At 42.3% G+C, this 18,070-nt stretch carries 13 protein-coding genes; 9 read left to right on the top strand and 4 right to left on the bottom strand.

Going from position 1 to position 18,070, the window contains the following annotated elements:
• The first annotated feature begins 57 nt into the window (after nt 1–57).
• Both JKG64_RS17780 and JKG64_RS17775 read left to right on the top strand, forming a co-directional pair.
• Entirely contained in the window at nt 58–834 is a 777-nt protein-coding gene (locus JKG64_RS17780) for a polysaccharide deacetylase family protein (protein WP_210355613.1), read from the top strand.
• Nucleotides 824–1,453, top strand: a complete 630-nt coding sequence (locus JKG64_RS17775; RefSeq protein WP_210355612.1) for a LolA family protein — start codon at nt 824–826, stop codon at nt 1,451–1,453. Before JKG64_RS17780 ends, JKG64_RS17775 begins: the two co-directional genes overlap by 11 nt.
• A gap of 269 nt (nt 1,454–1,722) precedes the next feature.
• On the opposite strand, the gene JKG64_RS17770 is transcribed toward JKG64_RS17775, so the two are convergent.
• Complete coding sequence (locus JKG64_RS17770; protein WP_210355611.1) at nt 1,723–3,432, bottom strand: M56 family metallopeptidase; 1,710 nt, start codon at nt 3,430–3,432, stop codon at nt 1,723–1,725.
• 1 nt (nt 3,433) lies between these two features.
• Nucleotides 3,434–3,796 (bottom strand): BlaI/MecI/CopY family transcriptional regulator, encoded by a 363-nt coding sequence (locus JKG64_RS17765; protein ID WP_210355610.1) that lies wholly within the window; start codon nt 3,794–3,796, stop codon nt 3,434–3,436.
• A gap of 88 nt (nt 3,797–3,884) precedes the next feature.
• On the opposite strand from JKG64_RS17765, the gene JKG64_RS17760 reads away from it, so the two are divergent.
• Genes JKG64_RS17760 through JKG64_RS17730 form a run of 7 tightly spaced genes read left to right on the top strand, consistent with a single transcriptional unit; the run spans nt 3,885 to nt 14,077 of the window.
• On the top strand, nt 3,885–4,277 hold the full coding sequence (locus JKG64_RS17760; protein WP_210355609.1) for a hotdog family protein: 393 nt from the start codon (nt 3,885–3,887) through the stop codon (nt 4,275–4,277).
• Entirely contained in the window at nt 4,278–4,769 is a 492-nt protein-coding gene (locus tag JKG64_RS17755; RefSeq protein WP_210355608.1) for a hypothetical protein, read from the top strand. It abuts the gene before it with no gap.
• 8 nt (nt 4,770–4,777) lie between these two features.
• The gene (locus JKG64_RS17750; RefSeq protein WP_210355607.1) at nt 4,778–5,965 is read left to right on the top strand and encodes a DUF2062 domain-containing protein; all 1,188 of its coding nucleotides are present in this window, start codon (nt 4,778–4,780) and stop codon (nt 5,963–5,965) included.
• Entirely contained in the window at nt 5,965–9,642 is a 3,678-nt protein-coding gene (locus JKG64_RS17745) for a 1-acyl-sn-glycerol-3-phosphate acyltransferase (RefSeq protein ID WP_210355606.1), read from the top strand. The genes JKG64_RS17750 and JKG64_RS17745 overlap by 1 nt, the downstream gene beginning before the upstream one ends.
• Complete coding sequence (locus JKG64_RS17740; protein ID WP_210355605.1) at nt 9,623–11,149, top strand: phytoene desaturase family protein; 1,527 nt, start codon at nt 9,623–9,625, stop codon at nt 11,147–11,149. The genes JKG64_RS17745 and JKG64_RS17740 overlap by 20 nt, the downstream gene beginning before the upstream one ends.
• The gene (locus JKG64_RS17735; protein ID WP_210355604.1) at nt 11,133–12,803 is read left to right on the top strand and encodes a C45 family autoproteolytic acyltransferase/hydolase; all 1,671 of its coding nucleotides are present in this window, start codon (nt 11,133–11,135) and stop codon (nt 12,801–12,803) included. The genes JKG64_RS17740 and JKG64_RS17735 overlap by 17 nt, the downstream gene beginning before the upstream one ends.
• On the top strand, nt 12,770–14,077 hold the full coding sequence (locus JKG64_RS17730; RefSeq protein WP_210355603.1) for a phenylacetate--CoA ligase family protein: 1,308 nt from the start codon (nt 12,770–12,772) through the stop codon (nt 14,075–14,077). The genes JKG64_RS17735 and JKG64_RS17730 overlap by 34 nt, the downstream gene beginning before the upstream one ends.
• Nucleotides 14,078–14,082: 5 nt before the next feature.
• On the opposite strand, the gene JKG64_RS17725 is transcribed toward JKG64_RS17730, so the two are convergent.
• Both JKG64_RS17725 and dapF read right to left on the bottom strand, forming a co-directional pair.
• Nucleotides 14,083–16,965 (bottom strand): DEAD/DEAH box helicase, encoded by a 2,883-nt coding sequence (locus tag JKG64_RS17725; protein ID WP_210355602.1) that lies wholly within the window; start codon nt 16,963–16,965, stop codon nt 14,083–14,085.
• Between the two features lie 144 nt (nt 16,966–17,109).
• Entirely contained in the window at nt 17,110–17,895 is a 786-nt protein-coding gene (dapF, locus tag JKG64_RS17720) for a diaminopimelate epimerase (protein WP_210355601.1), read from the bottom strand.
• Nucleotides 17,896–18,070 lie beyond the last annotated feature (175 nt).

The following is an 18,070-nucleotide window of genomic DNA, read 5'->3' as shown; positions in this document are numbered from 1 at the left end:
AGTTATTAAGTTATCGAGTTAACAAGATAACAGAATCAAAAGACAATTGCTAAAAGTATGTTCAAACATAAAAATATCGTTCCATTTTTGCTATCCTTAGGGATACTTGCTGCGATATTGGCTCTATTTTCGGTAATATCGTGGTCTTGGTGTTTTTTATTGATTTTTCTCTGGATAGGTTTGACTACCTGGGGTTCTTTTGATATTCGTCAAAGCTATTTTACTGATGTATTTTATAAGAAGTTCAGACACGATGGGCGTACCCTATCGCTTACTTTCGATGATGGACCTACCCCGATTACAGAGGAATTTCTAGACTTACTCAAAAGTTATGACGCTAAGGCTACTTTTTTCTGTATTGGTAAACAGATTACCCAATACCCCCGGATATTTAAGCGTATTTTGGAAGAAGGACATACTATTGGTAATCATACGATGATGCACTCAAAGGCATTCGGTTTCCTGACTGCGGACCAGGTGGTTTTGGAAATCGATAGTTGTGATGCGGTGATCAATGATTTAGTTCCATTGAAGCCCCGTCTTTTTAGGCCACCCTTTGGAGTGACTAACCCTCCTGTAGCTAAAGCGGTCCAGCAGACCAAACATCAGGTGATTGGTTGGAGCATTCGCTCCTTGGATACGGTGCTGTCTAACGAGGATAAAATATATGAACGTGTCGTCCGCAGGTTGCAACCAGGAGATATTGTTCTGTTTCATGATACTTCTTCAAAAAGCCTGCGGGTACTAGCACGGGTCCTTACTTATATGAAAGAGCGTGATTGGCATTCGGTAACTGCCGACGAATTGCTAAATTTGCACGCATATGAAGAATAAATTTTTGTTATCATTTCTTTTGGCATTTTGTGTTACAGTGGGAACTGCCCAAGAACAGAAAATGTCGACTACCGAGATTTCTACTTTTCAAAGCGTAATGGGAAAGGCTAGCCAAGTCAAAACATTGACGGCAGACTTTGTACAATACAAGAAGGTAGGTTATGTTAAGAATGAGTTGGTGTCGTCGGGTAAGTTTTACGTGAAAAACCCAGATAAGTTGGCTTGGTTCTATAATAGTCCTACTGCCTATACGATGGTATTTAACAACAAAAAGATGATGATTGAAGAGAAGGGGAAGAAAAAGACCATGGATATTGGGAGGAGTAAACAGTTTGAAAAGATCAGTCAAGCAATACAAAGCAATATGAATGGAGGAACTTATCAGGGAACGGAGTTTTCACCTTCTTATTTTCAGACGAATAAATTGTACATCTTAAAACTGAACCCTATAGCCAAAGAGGTTAAAAAGGCTATGAAACAATTGGTCGTTAGTTTTGATAAGACTACATATCAAGTTGTAGAGGTGATGCTCTTGGATAATTCAAATGGCTCTACGCGTTTTGTATTTACAAATCAGAAGATAAATGCTGCACTCGCAGATTCCGTTTTCGACTTATAGCACAATTTTACAGGTCCGTTGTTTCGTTTTCCCGTCTGGCTTTTTTGTTTTCCCGTCTAGCAATTCAGAATAACCGTCCGGTAATAAGGAATTACAAGACGGTTAATCCCAAAAGAAAGGAGGTATGAAAGCCTATTGTAAAGTGCTTTTAAAGGTCTTTAATGCCTGTTTTTTGAATAAAATACATTCTTTTGACGTGGTTTTGTGGGGTAAAATTCCGCCAAAAAGTTTTTTCCGGTATGGGAATTTTGGCGCTATTTTACCCCTTTCTATTGTTCGGTTGTCTTTTTGAATTTATTTTTCCATTCCGGAGAGTTGAACTTTTCTTCTACTTTACGGGCGTTTTCCTCAATCTTGGCGATGTGGGCTAACCATTCCGGAGAGTTGAACTTTTCTTCTACTTTACGGGCGTTTTCCTCAATCTTGGCGATGTGGGCTAACCATTCCGGGGAGTTAAATTTTTCTTCAACTTTGCGGGCGTTTTCCTCAATCTTGGCGATGTGGGCATGCCATTCCGGCGAGTTGAATTTTTCTTCAACTTTGCGGGCGTTTTCCTCAATCTTGGCGATGTGGGCATGCCATTCCGGGGAGTTAAATTTTTCTTCTACTTTGCGGGCGTTTTCCTCAATCTTGGCAATATGGGCATGCCATTCCGGGGAGTTAAATTTTTCTTCAACTTTTCGGGCATTTTCCTCAATCTTGGCGATATGGGCATGCCATTCTGGGGAGTTAAATTTTTCTTCAACTTTTCGGGCATTTTCCTCAATCTTTGCGATGTGGGCTTTCCATTCCGGAGAGTTGAATTTCTTTGTATTGATTTTGTTGGTGTCTATGGATAGGACACTGTCAGAAGTCCAGTTGTCGAGCGAGTCAGCAGACCAATCTGTACTACTGTATTGGGAGGTCAGTGTATCTAACCCATTGATTAGTGAGCTTACTTCAGTTGTTAGAGAAGTTGTTTCTTTAACCTCTTCTTTGCGGTTGGGTTGTGTCCAAGCAACAGATACTAGGGTGAATAGCACCATTAGTGAAGCTACTAATTGGTGTTTGATGGTCGTATATGATGTTTCCATTTTAGCTTGTGTTATTCTTTTTATTCTTTGAAGTAGTTTGTGTTGCGTGCCAGAGGCGGCAAGGCTCATTCTTGGAGATGAAGTTTCTTTCTTGAGCAATTCAACCGTAAGCAATGCTTTAGCATAGTTAATCTGTTGAGGGAGGAGGGACACCACACTGTCGTCACATGCCTGCTCGCGCTCGGTTTGGATATGTCTGGAGATAAGCCAGATGAAAGGATTGAAAAATAGAATAGTCTCCATCACTATCTTCATTATGTTGAGAAGATAGTCGTTGCGTTTAATATGTGCGAGTTCATGGAGAATGAGTGCTTCTACCTCGGCTAATGCCATTTTATTGATGTAGGCAAGAGGAAAGATAACGACCGGTCTAAAGAATCCCATTGCTAGAGGTTCGAAAATCTGATCGGAGAGCAATAAGCGTACATTCTTGGTGATACCAAGACGTTGGATACCACGTGTAAACTGTTCTTGCCATACAGTAGGAATGTGATCGGTCGTTTTTCTTTTTAGACTTTTGATTTGCAGGTAGCTACGTACGCATGAAATAGATTGAACGAGGATGCCCAATAGATATAATGGCACGATATACATGAAATAGTATTGGATACTGGATTGCTTTTCGTGTAGATAGTCTATATAGAATAGCTCTTCGTTTTTTAAGGAAAGTGGGGTAGCGCTTTCTTGTGTGGTACGGTAGTCTATCAGGTCAAAAAATGTATAGACGAAGCAAAGAAATAACGTAACCTGAGCGGCTAGTGCCAGGTTATGTTTTGTGGTTGCCCTTAGTCCGGGTATAGCAAGGTATAACCCAAATAGAATAAGATATATAGCAGCTCCTTGCCATAAGGAATGTAGGAGGCTCCATCCTAACGCTGTGCTTATAGATGATATCAATGTTTCCATATTACTTGGTTTCTAATTGATTTAAATAATCTTTGATCAAGTCTATTTCTTCTTTGCTGGTCTTGTGGTTACCTAACGCCTGCATGACCAATCTTGATGTGGAACCGTTGTATACGGTGTCGATCATTTTATTCAAGAATTGGTTTTGTGTTTTTTCTTTATTGATGTTGGCGGTATAGATGTGTGTCTTTGAAGAAGTGTCGCGAGTCACCATTTCCTTCTCGTGCATAATCTGCATGAGTTTAAGAATAGTGGTATAGCCCACATCTTTTTTATTCAGTGCTTCGAAGACTTCGCGTACACTACATTGCCCTTTGTTCCAAAGGACCTGTAGAATTTCCATTTCGCTTTCAGTGGGTTTCATGTCTTTTTAAGTTTATCTACGAATCTTTTCGTAATCAAATCTACGAAAGAATTCGTAAATGCAAAATAAAATTTAAATTCTTTTATCTTTGAAGACTAAAGGGGATACCATGCTTTTACAGGATTTTTATACATTACGTGCTTTACAGGACCTTGGCGGACATAAATATGTCGCCACTATTACATTAAACAAGCATCATACTATTTTTAACGGACATTTTCCAGATCAACCCGTAACACCGGGGGTGTGTATGATGCAGATTGTCAAGGAGCTAAGTGAGCAGGTTTTGGACAGAAAGCTGTTTATGTACAAATCTTCTAATGTGAAGTTTATGGCTTTAATCAATCCCGAAGTAAATGCAGAGCTCCGATTGGAAATTGACATTTCGGGTTCGGATGAGTCTGAGTATAAAGTGAAAAATGTCAGCTATTTTGAAGATACGGTAGCGTTAAAGTTGACATGTACATTTAAGGTGAAATAGATGGTTAATATTTTTGCATCAGTTTTAGGGGCGGTTGTGTTTTTTTTGCAGATCGACTTGTCGTCGGTCCGTTCTAATTTTGAGAAAGCAGATAATTCTAAGGAATATACGGCTACATTGTATAACCAGCTTAAGAACTATAATAAGACCGACCCGGTATTATTGGCTTACAAAGGCGCATCGTATGCGCTGCAGGCACGTTACGTATCGGATAGAAAGACGAAAAAGGAATTGTTTTTGGCAGGAGCAAAGGATATTGAAGGTGCTGTTGAAGCAGCTCCGAACAACCTAGAAATACGGTTGGTACGATTGATTATCCAAGAGAATACGCCCAAGATCTTAAAGTATAAAGGAAATATTAATACGGATAAGCAAATGATTTTGACTAATTTTGATTCGCAAACCAAGGCGGTGAAAGATGCAGTCAAGCGTTATGCAAGTACCCGGTCAAGCGTGTTTACAGCAACCGAATTGCGTACATTAACTCAGTAGAACCCATTATGGAAGATACTTTACAACAGCGGATTACCCGTTTGGGGATTGTTGTTGTTATACCTACGTATAATAACGAGAAGACTCTGCGCCGTGTGCTGGACGGTGTGTTGGAGTATACAGCGCAGATTATCGTCGTGAATGACGGCTCTACGGACAGAACTTCCCAGATATTAAATGATTATAACGGACTGGAGCGTATCGATTTTGCCGCTAATAAAGGTAAAGGCTGTGCGCTAAGGGCGGGACTGTGTAGGGCCCGTGAGTTGGGGTACCATTATGCTATTTCTATTGATTCGGATGGACAGCATTATCCGAGTGATCTGTCTACATTTGTGGAGGCACTGGAAGAAGCGAAAGCTCCTCTATTATTAATCGGTGCCCGTAACATGACTCAGGATTCGGTGCCGAAGAAGTCTTCTTTCGGGAATAAATTTTCTAATTTCTGGTTTTGGTTTGAAACGGGGATCAAACTGGAAGATACTCAATCGGGGTATAGGGCTTATCCCTTGCTTGCGATTCCTAAGAAATACTACACGCGTAAGTTTGAGTTTGAAATCGAGATCATTGTCCGTGCCGCATGGAATGGAGTGGCTGTGCGAAATATACCGGTACAGGTGCTGTATGACCCTGTGGAACGTGTTTCGCATTTTCGCCCTTTTAAGGATTTTACACGGATCAGTATTTTGAATACGGTACTGGTATTTCTTACTTTCTTTTACATTATCCCCCGGAACTTCTTGCGCTCGTTCAAAAAAAAAAGTTTGAATGATTTTATAAAGGAAAATATTTTCGGCTCAGAAGATTCTCCCGAAAAGATGGCTGCCTCTATCGGCTTTGGCGTTTTTATGGGAATTGCTCCTGTATGGGGCTTTCAGACCGCTTTGGTCATTACCTTATCGGTGTTCTTAAGACTTAACAAGGTTTTATCTTTTGCCTTTTCCAATATCAGTCTACCTCCTTTTATCCCTTTGATTATCTATGCATCACTAATCGTAGGCGGGGCTGTGCTTCCCTCGTCAACTACCAAAGGGATGTTGCAATTAGATAATATTAGCTTTGATACGATACAGCAGCATCTGTTGCAGTATTTGGTTGGTTCTTTGCTGCTAGCTACGATAATGGGACTGCTTGCCGGTTTTGGAAGTTATGTTTTGATTCGGATGAAGCAGCATAAATCGGTTTCCGCAGAATAATGCATTTGCTTTTTTATCATATCTATTGCTGGGTACAGCGCCACAAGGTGCTTTCGGTGGCGTTATCGGTGCTCTTTTTGTTTTTCTTTGGATTTCTGGCTTCCAAGATTCGCTTTGAGGAAGATATCACGCAGATTATACCGAAAAGTGAGAAGTCAGATTTAACGACAAAAGCAATTCGACAGGTTAATTTTTCGGATAAAATCACAGTATTGATAGAGCGTTTGCCATCGGCTTCTGTTGATGATCTTGTTGAGGCTACGCAAGGTATCGCAGATACCCTATTGCAGGATAGTCTCTATATCCGGGAGATTACAGGGCAATTGGATGAAGGAGCAATAGGGCAGGCGTACGATTTTGTCTATGAGCATATTCCTTTTTTTCTTGACAAGGGGGATTACGACAGCTTGGCTGTACGTATATCTAAGGAAGGTATGTCTCAGCGTATGGCGGTAAACTATGAAACGCTATCATCACCATCGGGATTTGTATTGGGAGAATTTATCCAGAAAGATCCACTGGGATTGGCGGTAATGGGGTTACAAAAGTTGCAGCGAATCAGTGTCGGGGATAATTTTCTGCTGTATGATGGATTCATAACGAGCAAGGATACGACGCAAATGCTTCTTTTTTTAAGCCCAAAATATGAGGGAGCTGAAACAGAGAAGAATAAAGCGTTTGCGGAGGAGCTTTATGATCTGCAAAAAAGCTGGAATGCGAACTATGCGGGCCGGGTTACGGTATCTTATTTCGGTTCGGCTCTTGTCGCTGTGGCCAATGCAGATCAGATAAAAGGAGACATCCTAAAGACAATACTGATATCGATGTCGGTATTGATGGTGTTGCTGATTTTGTTTTATCGTAAGCTGTATATCCCATTGTTGGTATTCATTCCTACGCTATTTGCTGTTGTCTTTGCCTTGGGCTGTCTCTATCTGTACAAGCCTGTGATTTCGGCGATATCACTGAGTATTGGAGCGGTTCTGATTGGTATTACGATTGATTTTTCATTACATATCTTGACTCACTTTAAAAAGAACACCGATGTGAAGGTGTTGTTTAAGGAGTTGACCAAACCGTTGCTAATGTCGGGGACGACCAATGCGGTGGCTTTTCTATGTCTTCTTTTTGTACACTCTACGGCTTTGATTGATTTAGGGATTTTTGCTTCAATCACGTTGGTTGCCTCCGCTGTATTTACCTTGCTCATCATTCCGCACTTATACAAGCCGAAAGAAGAACTCCGACACACTAGTCTGCTGGATAAAATAGCAGCATTCCCTTTCGAGAAAAGTAGAATCCTGATTTTTTCTTGTACAGTACTGATTGTGATCAGTTTGTTTACGAGTGGTAAGGTGAGTTTTAATAATGACCTGGCAGGGTTGAACTATATGCCATCTGATTTGGCAGATACGGAAGCTCGATTGGATAAGCTGACGAATACGTCGGCAAAGTCTCTTTATGTGGTAGCTACTGGCAATACGCTGGATACTGCACTGCAACGGAATGAAAAAATAGCGGCTTATCTGCATCTGGCAAAGGAACAGGATATTATATTGGACTTCTCGAATGTCAGCGAGCTGCTAAATCCGATTCAGGTACAACAGGCTAAAATATCAGCATGGAATTCTTTCTGGCAGTATCATAATAAGGAGCTGGTGATCCATAATCTTCGTACGATAGGGGAGCAATATGGATTTACAGCGGATGCTTACGAACAGTTCTATGGTCTGTTGCGTGAGCCGTTTTTCCCGATGCAGTTGTCGGATTTCGGGCAATTGCCAAGTACTGGAATTCGGGACTTTGTCGTTAGTAAGAATGGCTTTTTTACGGTATCCTCGATGGTCAAACTAGACGAGAAACATAGAAATCAACTGATTAAGAAGTTGGAAGAAATACCTGGAGTCGTAGTAGTAGACCGTAAGCAACTGAACGAAACGTTCTTAGGGAAGTTGCGGGATGATTTTAATGCATTGGTCGGCTATTCTTCGGTCGCTATATTGCTGATCCTGTGGGTGTTTTTTAGGCGATTGGAGCTGGTGTTGCTTGCGGCGATCCCGATCGGTCTTACAGGATTGGTAACCGCAGGGTTGATGGGGCTATTCGGACTGGAGTTTAATATTTTTTCTGCTATTGTCTGTACCTTGGTGTTTGGGCATGGGGTGGACTTTAGTATTTTTATGACTGCTGCTCTGCAAAAGCAATACAGTACAGGAGAGGATGAACTACAGGTGTTCCGTACTTCGATTTTGTTGGCTGTACTAACTACGGTGCTGGCTATTGGTGCATTGATATTTGCGAAGCACCCTGCATTGATTTCGATATCTTCGGTGTCGCTGATCGGGGTTTTTGCAGCAGTCGTTATCACTTTTGTATTTTACCCGATTATCTTCCGGTTTTTTATTACGGATAGGGCAAAACGCGGAAAATCACCTTTTACGATTTCTATTCTGCTGTGGTCGTTGCTATTGTTTATGTACTATGGACTAGGCTGTATCGTGCTTTCTTTTTTTGCACGGATCATACTTCCTATTGTGCCGATTGAACGGTCCCGGAAAGATAAATTTTTGCGGTATGTTATCTCAAAATTTATGAAGTCGGTGCTGTATGGCTATCCGTTGGTGACGAATAAGACGGGTAATCCTTATGGGGAAACTTTTGATAAGCCGGCAGTGGTAATTGGTAATCATAGTTCTTTTCTGGATACATTGACGATGGGAATGCTGGTTCCCAAGATGGTTTTCTTAGTGAATGATTGGGTTTGGAAATCTCCGATTTTTGGAAGGGCTGTTCAGATATTAGGTTTTTATCCGACTAGTAGTGGTGTAGAGGGGAGTTTGGACTTTTTACGGGATAAAGTAGCACAGGGCTACTCTATTGTTGTATTTCCGGAAGGAACCCGTTCATACGATAATCAAATCAAGCGTTTTCATAAAGGTGCATGCTATCTCGCAGAGCAGTTGCAACTGGATATTCTGCCCATTTATATACATGGAAATGGAGATGTATTACCTAAAGGGGATGTGCTGATTTTCCCAGGAAAGCTCCGCCCAATAATCGGCGAGCGGATTTCGATCTCTGATGAGCGGTTTGGTCGTGCTTATTCGGAGCGTACAAAAGCTATTTCAAGTCACTTTAAGGCCACATTTGAAGAGCAACGGACCCAGATCGAAAATGAAGATTATTTTGTGCCCAAGATAAAACTGGCGTACCTGTATAAAGATGATGAAATAGTCAGTGAGGTGAAAGGGAGGCTGCATAGATGGAAGCAGGTATTTTGGGAGGTGAATAAACAGTTGCCACAGGGAGGGATATGGATGCATTGGAGCCTGTCGTTTGGAGAATTGGATTATCTTTTGTCTCTGCAAAACGGTAAACGAAAAGTGCTGGGACTGATTGAGGAGGAGGAACGGAGAGAGGTTGCCTCGAGTATTTACTGGTCTTCGCTACGGGCCGTGCAGTTTGTCGCTGAAGTAGCCACAGCTGATCTTTTGTTGATTTCTAAACTATTGCTGGCAGAGGATTATTTAAGACAGGATTGGAAAACTTATGCAACGGTAGTCAATGTCAATAGTGGAAATAGCTTAGATTTCTTAATAGAGGATGGATTTGTGCTGGAATCTAACCTAAATAGTGTACAGATTTATAGGAAAGTGTATGTCAGTAACCGCGTATGATGTTGTGATTGTAGGCAGTGGCTTAGGAGGGCTTACAGCTGCAGTAATCTTAGCGAAGGAGGGTAAGAAGGTCTGTGTATTGGAGAAAAATAATCAATTTGGAGGTAATCTGCAGACGTTTTCGCGAAGCAAGAAAATCTTTGATACGGGAGTACACTATATAGGTGGGTTGTCGATAGGGCAGAACCTACACCGGTATTTTTCTTATCTGGGTATTATGGATAAGTTGCATCTGGAGCGGATGCCGGAGGTGTTTGATTATGTCCGTTTTGGAAATGAAGGGGTAGATTATCCTTTGGCGCAGGGGTACGCTAATTTTGTTGAACAATTGAGTACTTATTTTCCGGAGGAACGAGCTGCCATAGCGCAGTATGTTGTGGATCTACAGGATGTATGTCGTGCGTTTCCATTGTATAATCTCGAAGAGCAAACGGAGCAGGATTATGACCATCCTTTTTTGGCGATTAGTGTATCGGCTTATTTCGAACAGCTGACTGCGAATAGTACGTTACGGGCTGTCTTGGTCGGAGCAAATTTTCTATACGCAAGTGATGCGAATAAGACGCCTTTTTATGTGCATGCACTAGCCATCAATTCTTATATACAGAGCGCATACCGCTGTGTAAATGGCGGAAGTCAGATTAGCAAGCAATTGGTCCGGGTGTTACGCTCCTTGGGAGGGATAGCGCTACGTCATCAAGAGGTGGTACAATATCATAGTCGGGATGGGAGTATACAGCAGGTGGAGACTAAGGATGGGAAACGTTATGCCGCGGATCTGTTTATTTCTAATGTGGAGCCACAGACGACTTTAAGGCAACTGGACGGAGGCTTATTCCGGAGTGTCTACCATGATCGTATACAAAGCCTACCGCTTACAGTGTCGTCTTTTAGTGCGCATTTCGTACTGAAGACGGGTGCTGTACCTTTTGTTGGTGCGAACATATATTATCATGCGGACAAGGAGCAACTGTGGAACTTGCCGGTCTATGAAGAGAAAGAATGGCCTGCCATGTATATGCTTTCTATGACAGAGGATAAGGATAATCCGGGATTTGCGGACACATTGACCTGTCTTAGTGTGATGCGTTTTGAGGAAGTAAAGGTATGGGAGCTGTCGAAAAATACGGTTATTGAAGAGACGATTAGAGGGGAGGGGTATGCAGCATTTAAGCAAGATAGAATAAATCGAATAGTGGATAAGCTGGCTGTGCGCTGGCAGGAATTGCCAAGTGCTATAGTGGATGCGTATGCTTCTACACCGTTATCCTATCGGGATTATATAGGTACGACCAAGGGTAATCTCTATGGCCCGGAGAAGGATGTGAATGAGCTGATGCGGTCTCGGATATCGCCTAAAACAAAGGTGCCGAATCTTTTTTTTGTGGGACAGAGTGTGGGAATGCATGGTGTACTGGGCGTGACCATTGGGGCTGTAGCAACATGCATGGAGGTTCTAGGGGGCACTTATTTGTTGGATAGGATTAAAAATGAAACGTATGGGTAGGTGGTTGCAGTTTGTCTTTATTGTCGTTTTATGTTCTTCTTGTGTATCTAACAGGATTTCTAAACGGTATACCTCTACTTTTGATGCGACCTTGGATACGGTACAGCTTGTCCTGGAGCAGGATTCGCTACGGATGCTGAGTAATAAAGACTATTTGGTAAAGAATCGCTATGGGATGTGGGAGCTTTATGTGTCCGGTGCGCCTTATGATTTAGGGAATAGGACGGGGTTGCTGACTGAAGATTTGTTTAGGGAGCAACAACGTATTTTTATGGATAAATTGGAACATATGGTACCGTCTAAATTTAAACGGCGTCTTGTCTCTAGGTTTATCCATTGGTATGGGCGGCGTCTGGATGACTATATTCCCTCATCTTATCTGGACGAGATTTATGCGCTGTCTACACACCTGGATGATGCCTATCCTTATGCTGGAGATAATTTTAGTCTGACACTGTTGATGCATGCAGCGCATGACCTAGGGCATGCGCTACGCGATCTAGCAATTGTAGGATGTTCATCTGTTGCCTCTTGGGGGGATAAGACGGAGGATGGTAAGCTACTGATCGGACGAAATTTTGATTTTTATGTGGGAGATGAGTTTGCGGAAAATAAAGTGCTGAACTTTGTACGACCGGAGCATGGGATTCCTTTTGTGTCGGTATCGTGGCCGGGGATGATAGGTGTTGTCTCGGGAATGAATAAGGAGGGGCTTACAGTGACGATGAATGCGGGGAAGTCTACTATTCCACTTTCTGCAAAAAGACCTATTTCTATTGTCGCCCGGGAAATACTGGAACGTGCAACGAATATCGAGGAGGCGATTGCTATCGCAAAGGGGGCACAGTCGTTTGTCTCGGAATCGTTGATGATCGGCAGCGCGAAAGATAAAAAGGCGGTGCTTTTGGAAATTTCGCCTAAGAATTTTGGAATATATGAGGTGGAGAATGGAAATCAACTTGTCTGCACAAATCATTTTCAATCTGATACCTATGCGCTGGATAAACGAAATACAGCCCATATCCAAGAAAGCCATTCTCAGTATCGGTATGATAGGTTGTTGGAGTTGCTGCATAGGGAAAATAAGTTAAACCCGGAGAAAATGGTGGCTGTTTTACGTAATCGGAAGGGACTGTCGGATACGGATATCGGGTATGGTAATGACAAGTCGCTCAATCATCTATTGGCGCATCATGCGGTTATCTTTAAACCGGAAGATAAGTTGATGTGGGTTTCTAACTCTCCATATCAATTGGGGGCGTTTACGGCATATAATCTGGATGAGGTGTTTGCAGATTCTTCAACAATAGGACAGTCAAAACAGATAAAGGCGCTCACGATAGCAGAAGATGCTTTCGTGCACTCGGATGCTTTTGTGAACTATGAAAGGTATAAAAGTGAATCGGATAGTATAGTGTATGCGATTCGAGTAAAGGGAGAGGTGCCGGAGGAGCGATTGAAAAATTTTAAGGAGCTTAATCCAAATCTTTGGTTAGTTTATTACCTTGTCGGTAAATATTGGTATAAGCAAGGGGCATATGAAAAGGCTCTGGTTGAACTATCACAAGCGCTGACACTGGAAATCCCTACGGCGCAAGCAGAAAAAGAAATACGAAAATTATGGAAAAAGGCGAACAAAAGACGGAAGGTATAGCGTATGCTTCGGTAGCCGCAATTGAAGCTTTTCAAGAAGGTTTGTTGCAGGAGCAGTTAGCATATTTGGCCAGCAGCTCTCCTTTTTATCAACGTTTATTTGTAAAGCATCAAGTCGATGTGTCCACTATCAGAAGACTGTCGGATCTGGAACAGCTACCGACTACCTGTAAAGATGATCTACAATTGTATAACGATGATTTTTTGTGTGTACCGCAGGAGGAAATAATTGACTATTGTACGACTTCCGGAACATTGGGTACTCCCGTTACCTTTGGACTTACGGATAAGGATTTGGATCGTCTGGCGACGAATGAAATGCAATCTTTTGAAACGGTGGGGGTGAAGTCTGGGGATAGGGTGCAGTTGATGACGACGATGGACCGCCGGTTTATGGCGGGGCTTGCTTATTTTCTTGGCTTGCGAAAGCTCGGAGCTGGGGTAATCCGTGTCGGCTCGGGAATCCCCCAGATGCAATGGGACTCTATACTGAAATATAAGCCAACTTACCTTATTGGTGTTCCTTCTTTTTTATTGAAACTGATTGAATTTGCAGAACAGCATGATATCGATTATAATAATTGTAGCGTCAAGGCTGTGATTTGCATTGGTGAGGCTTTGCGGGATAAAGATCTGAATAATACGATTCTTACCAATCGTATAGCAAGTAAGTGGAAAGTGGACTTGCATTCAACATATGCTTCTACGGAGATGGGGGCGGCTTTTACGGAGTGTAATGATTTTAAAGGGGGGCACGTGCAACCGGATTTGATTATCACGGAGATACTGGATGAACAGGGAAAATGGGTGGCTGATGGCGAAAGTGGAGAGTTGGTTGTAACGACACTAGGGGTGGAAGGGTTGCCTCTGCTGCGTTTTAAAACTGGAGATATCGTGCGCCGTCATACGGAGCCCTGTGCATGTGGCCGCCATACCTATCGTATAGGACCCGTCGAAGGACGAAAACAACATATGGTGAAATATAAGGGAACAACACTATACCCGCCAGCTATGCATGATTTACTGGCAGGATTTCCTGAAATACTGTTGCATCAGATTGAACTGTTCCATAATGAAATAGGTACGGATGAAATCATCATCCGCCTGGTGTCTGCTAATGAATCGGAAGATTTTATCAATGAAATCAAGGATTATTTTAGAGCAAAACTGCGGGTGGCACCTAAGATTGAGCTGTGTAAACTGGAGGTGTTGCAACAGTCGGTTTTTAATCCAATGAGCCGAAAGCCGATTACTTTTGTTGATAATAGGCTATAAGCTCATTACCTTAATAACTCTTTTAGATCGTCCTGAGATAGTGATTTTACGAAACTCTCTTCGGTGGTTACTAAAGATGTAGCTATCGATTTCTTTCGGTTCTGCATGGCTACTATCTTTTCTTCGACGGTATCTTTACTGATGAATTTATAGATGAATACATTGCGGGTTTGCCCTATGCGGTGACTTCGGTCAATTGCCTGTTGTTCGACAGCAGGGTTCCACCAAGGGTCTAGTATGAATACATAGTCTGCTTCGGTAAGGTTGAGGCCGACTCCTCCTGCTTTAATGGAAATAAGGAAGATCTTGATGCTGTCATCTGTTTTAAATGTTTGTACCGCCTGTGCCCGGTTTTTTGTTGTCCCGTCTAGATAGGCAAATGGTATACCCTGTTGTTGGAAATGCGCTTTAAAGATTTCAAGGTGCTTGACAAATTGGGAGAAAATCAAGACTTTGTTTCCTTCAGATAATATCGCTTCTAACATCTCGAGTACCGCTTCAAATTTGCCAGAACCATCGGTGTAATCGCCCTCAACCATACTTGGATGGTTGGCAAGCTGCCTGAGCTTGGTCAGCCCCTGCAATAGGGCTATCTGTGAGCCTTTACGCTGTTGTTGGACTGCGCTATCCAGTATGGCGTTGCGGTATTCGGATTTTGTGGTTTCATAGCGTTCAGACTGCCCTTCGGTCATTTGACAGTAGATGATCTGTTCTGTTTTTGGCGGTAGCTCTGTTGCTACCTGGTTTTTTGTCCGTCTCAGTACGAAAGGCTTGATGATGGCTTGGAGTCTTTTGGCTGCGGCTTCATCTTTTTTCTTTTCGATAGGGGTTACAAACTCTTTTTGGAAGAAGGTATAGTTGCCCAAAAGACCGGGGTTTGTAAAATGCATCTGCGACCATATGTCAGAAACCGAATTCTCAATGGGTGTCCCACTAAGTGCCAGCTTGTGGCGGCTCTTTAATAGCTTGATGGCTTTAAAGGATTTGGAGGTCGGGTTCTTTATATTCTGACTTTCGTCCAGGATGATATAATTGAAGAAACACTTGCTGAGGATAGCCTCATCGCTTCTGACTATACCGTATGTGGTAATGACGAGGTCGAAATGGGTGAAAGCATAAGGATCCTTGAATCTGTTAGTCCCGGTATGTAAGAGTACTCTTAGTTTTGGCGCAAAATGGTCTGCTTCTTTTTGCCAGTTATAAACCAGAGAGGTTGGTAAAATCAGTAGTGTGGTCTTTGCGTGATCGGTGTCTTTGAGCTCTTCTTTTTGTTTTTGTAAGAGAGCCAATGTCTGTACGGTCTTGCCCAGTCCCATGTCGTCGGCAAGGACTCCTCCAAATTTATACTCCTGTAGGAAATGGAACCAGTTGTAGCCTGCCTGTTGGTAAGGACGTAGTTGACCTTTGAAGCCTTCGGGCGATGCTGTCTGTTGTATCTCTTCGAAGTTGCTTAGATTTTGCAGCTTACGGCTCATGCTCAATTCGGTATGCTCAGATATTTCATGGAGGATACCTATATGCGCTTTGTTGAGCTGTAGGCTGTCTTTTTTGACGGCAAAATGAAAAAGGTGCTCATATTGGGCAAACCATTCTTCAGGGATGATAGCAATCTCCCCATTTGGAAGGACAAATTCTTGGATGCGGTTGAGGATATGGTCTCGCAACTGTATAAATGGTATCTTGTAAGGACCAAAGTTGGCAAAGGCACGTATGTCAAACCAATCGTTGTCCTCGACAACTTCGATGTCTAACGATGTCTTACCGATGAATATCTGTTTGTCTCCTGTTTCTTGTTTGATCTGAAAGCCTTTGTCCAGCAATTCTTCCTGATGCTGGTTAAGCCAGTCGAAGATACTGCTTACATCCTCTGTACTGGGAATGTAACTGCCAAATAATGCATCTTGCCGTTTTAGCCCAAGATTCTCGAGATACAAATGCTGTTTTTCTTCCCATAGCGATGATCGTCTGATCCGGGTAAAGGTATACCAGTCTGCATCGGTGTCGTAATGTAGACGTACGGAGACTTTATGGTCGCCTCCGGAAGAGAAGTTGTACTGTCCGTAGTTGAATGATAGCTGGACATGTGACTGCCCGTCTACGATATAATTTAAGGTCAATACGGGGATTGCCTCTTCTTTGATGGTCTTGATGTCGAATCCCTCTGCATAAACATTATTTTTTTCGATAAGGTTAGAGACAAAGGTTTCGAAGTATTTTTTCTCCGTAGCACGTGTCACCGTGATATAACGTTTGTTGAGGAAAGGACTGAGTTTTTTTCCCTCTAGGGGCTGGTCAAAGTGGTACAGTGTGTTGTCCAGCAGGAGCCATGCCTGTGCATTGATGATGACTTCGGCATTTTTGAACATAAACTCCATCCTGTGCCCATCATATTTTAATGTAGGAAAATAGCGGGTCTCCTCTTCGCTGCGTCTGAAATGGAAGAGAATGGATGTCGCCTGTGGAGCTATCTGTAGCTTTTGGTCTGCAGAATACCCATCTTTTTTACTCATTAAGAATAGGGGTTTCTGACCGATTAATTCTAATGCTTTGAGTAGTTTCTGTTCTAATTTGGGACGGATGTAATCGTATATTTTTTGGTCGAATACGTTGAGGAAGTAATCTGCCGGACGTATTGCTTTTTTATGGTATTTCTTGATGACATGGGTCTGTTCGACCTCGTCCAGAAGTTTGATGATTTTGTAATCTTGTTCATCCAAAGCGGAAGCGTATTCATCAACAGTGTTGGAAAATACACGTTTGGAGGACAGCGAAAGACTTCCGTTAGCGTTGAGCTGTACGATATGCGGTTCTAGCAGATAGCCCAGATAGGGGTGTTCTCCGAGTGAATAAACCAATTGATATCGAATGGATTTGTCTACTTGCTGCATCTTGATGAATTCTTCTGTAAGAAGGCATCTAAGATAACCCGAATAACGATAAAGTAAAAATAAAAAGCTAATTATTGTATTCCTCTCTCAGCTACAGAGGGAAAGGGTATTAATAAATGAAGAATAAAGATGACCGGTTTTGGCTTATACTGTTATGTTGCCTTCATAAACAAAGGTAGCTGGACCTTTAAGAAGTACATTTGTAAAGTGTTCACCATTCTTGTCAAATGAAACATACAATTGTCCGCCCATGACACGTATGGGGATTTGGAGGTTGCCATTCCATCCTTCTTGATAGGCCATCGCCATGGCGGTAGCTGTTGCTCCTGTGCCGCAGGCGTAGGTCTCATCTTCGACACCGCGCTCAAATGTGCGGAGAAAATAACCCTCGCCTTCTTTTTCTGTGAAATTGACATTTATACCCTCGCGTTGATACGTACTGTTGTTACGTATGGCATAGCCCTCACTGTATACATCGAGCTCTTTCAGATTTTCTACAGAAACGACATAGTGGGGTGATCCGGTATGTAAAACATAGGCTTTTTCGTCGCGTTGGACCTGATGGACATCTATCATGCCGAGATCGACCTGATCGTGGTGGATGATTGCGTGGTGTTCTCCATCTACTGCCAAAAAGGCAGTTTTGTTTTCTATGATGCCAAGGTCACGAGCGAAGGCTACAATGCAACGTCCCCCATTGCCACACATGCTACCCTCGCGGCCGTCTGCATTAAAGTAAACCATTTGAAAATCGAAATTTTCAGTATCTTGAAGAAGCATTAGACCGTCCGCACCAATGCCAAACCTGCGGTCACATAAATGTTGAATCAATGTTTGGTTGGTGTGGTCAAAAAGGCCATTCCGGTTATCTATGAGTATGAAATCATTACCTGCTCCTTGATACTTGTAAAATTTAACTTTTTGGTCCATAAAGCTTGAAAATATGCGTCAAATTTAATATTCTTGTTACAATTGTGATTGAACTTGTTAAAACTTGTTAAAAACCTCTAAAGTCGCCATTTATTAACAAAATTTAACTGACAAAAATTGTGCTAGTCGGGGTGATGGTACTACATTTGACTAATACAAATTGTAATTATTGTAG

Origin of the sequence: Sphingobacterium tabacisoli, assembly GCF_017908035.1 — a bacterium.
Taxonomy (GTDB): domain Bacteria; phylum Bacteroidota; class Bacteroidia; order Sphingobacteriales; family Sphingobacteriaceae; genus Sphingobacterium; species Sphingobacterium tabacisoli.
This window is presented reverse-complemented; position numbering and strand designations above follow the sequence as displayed.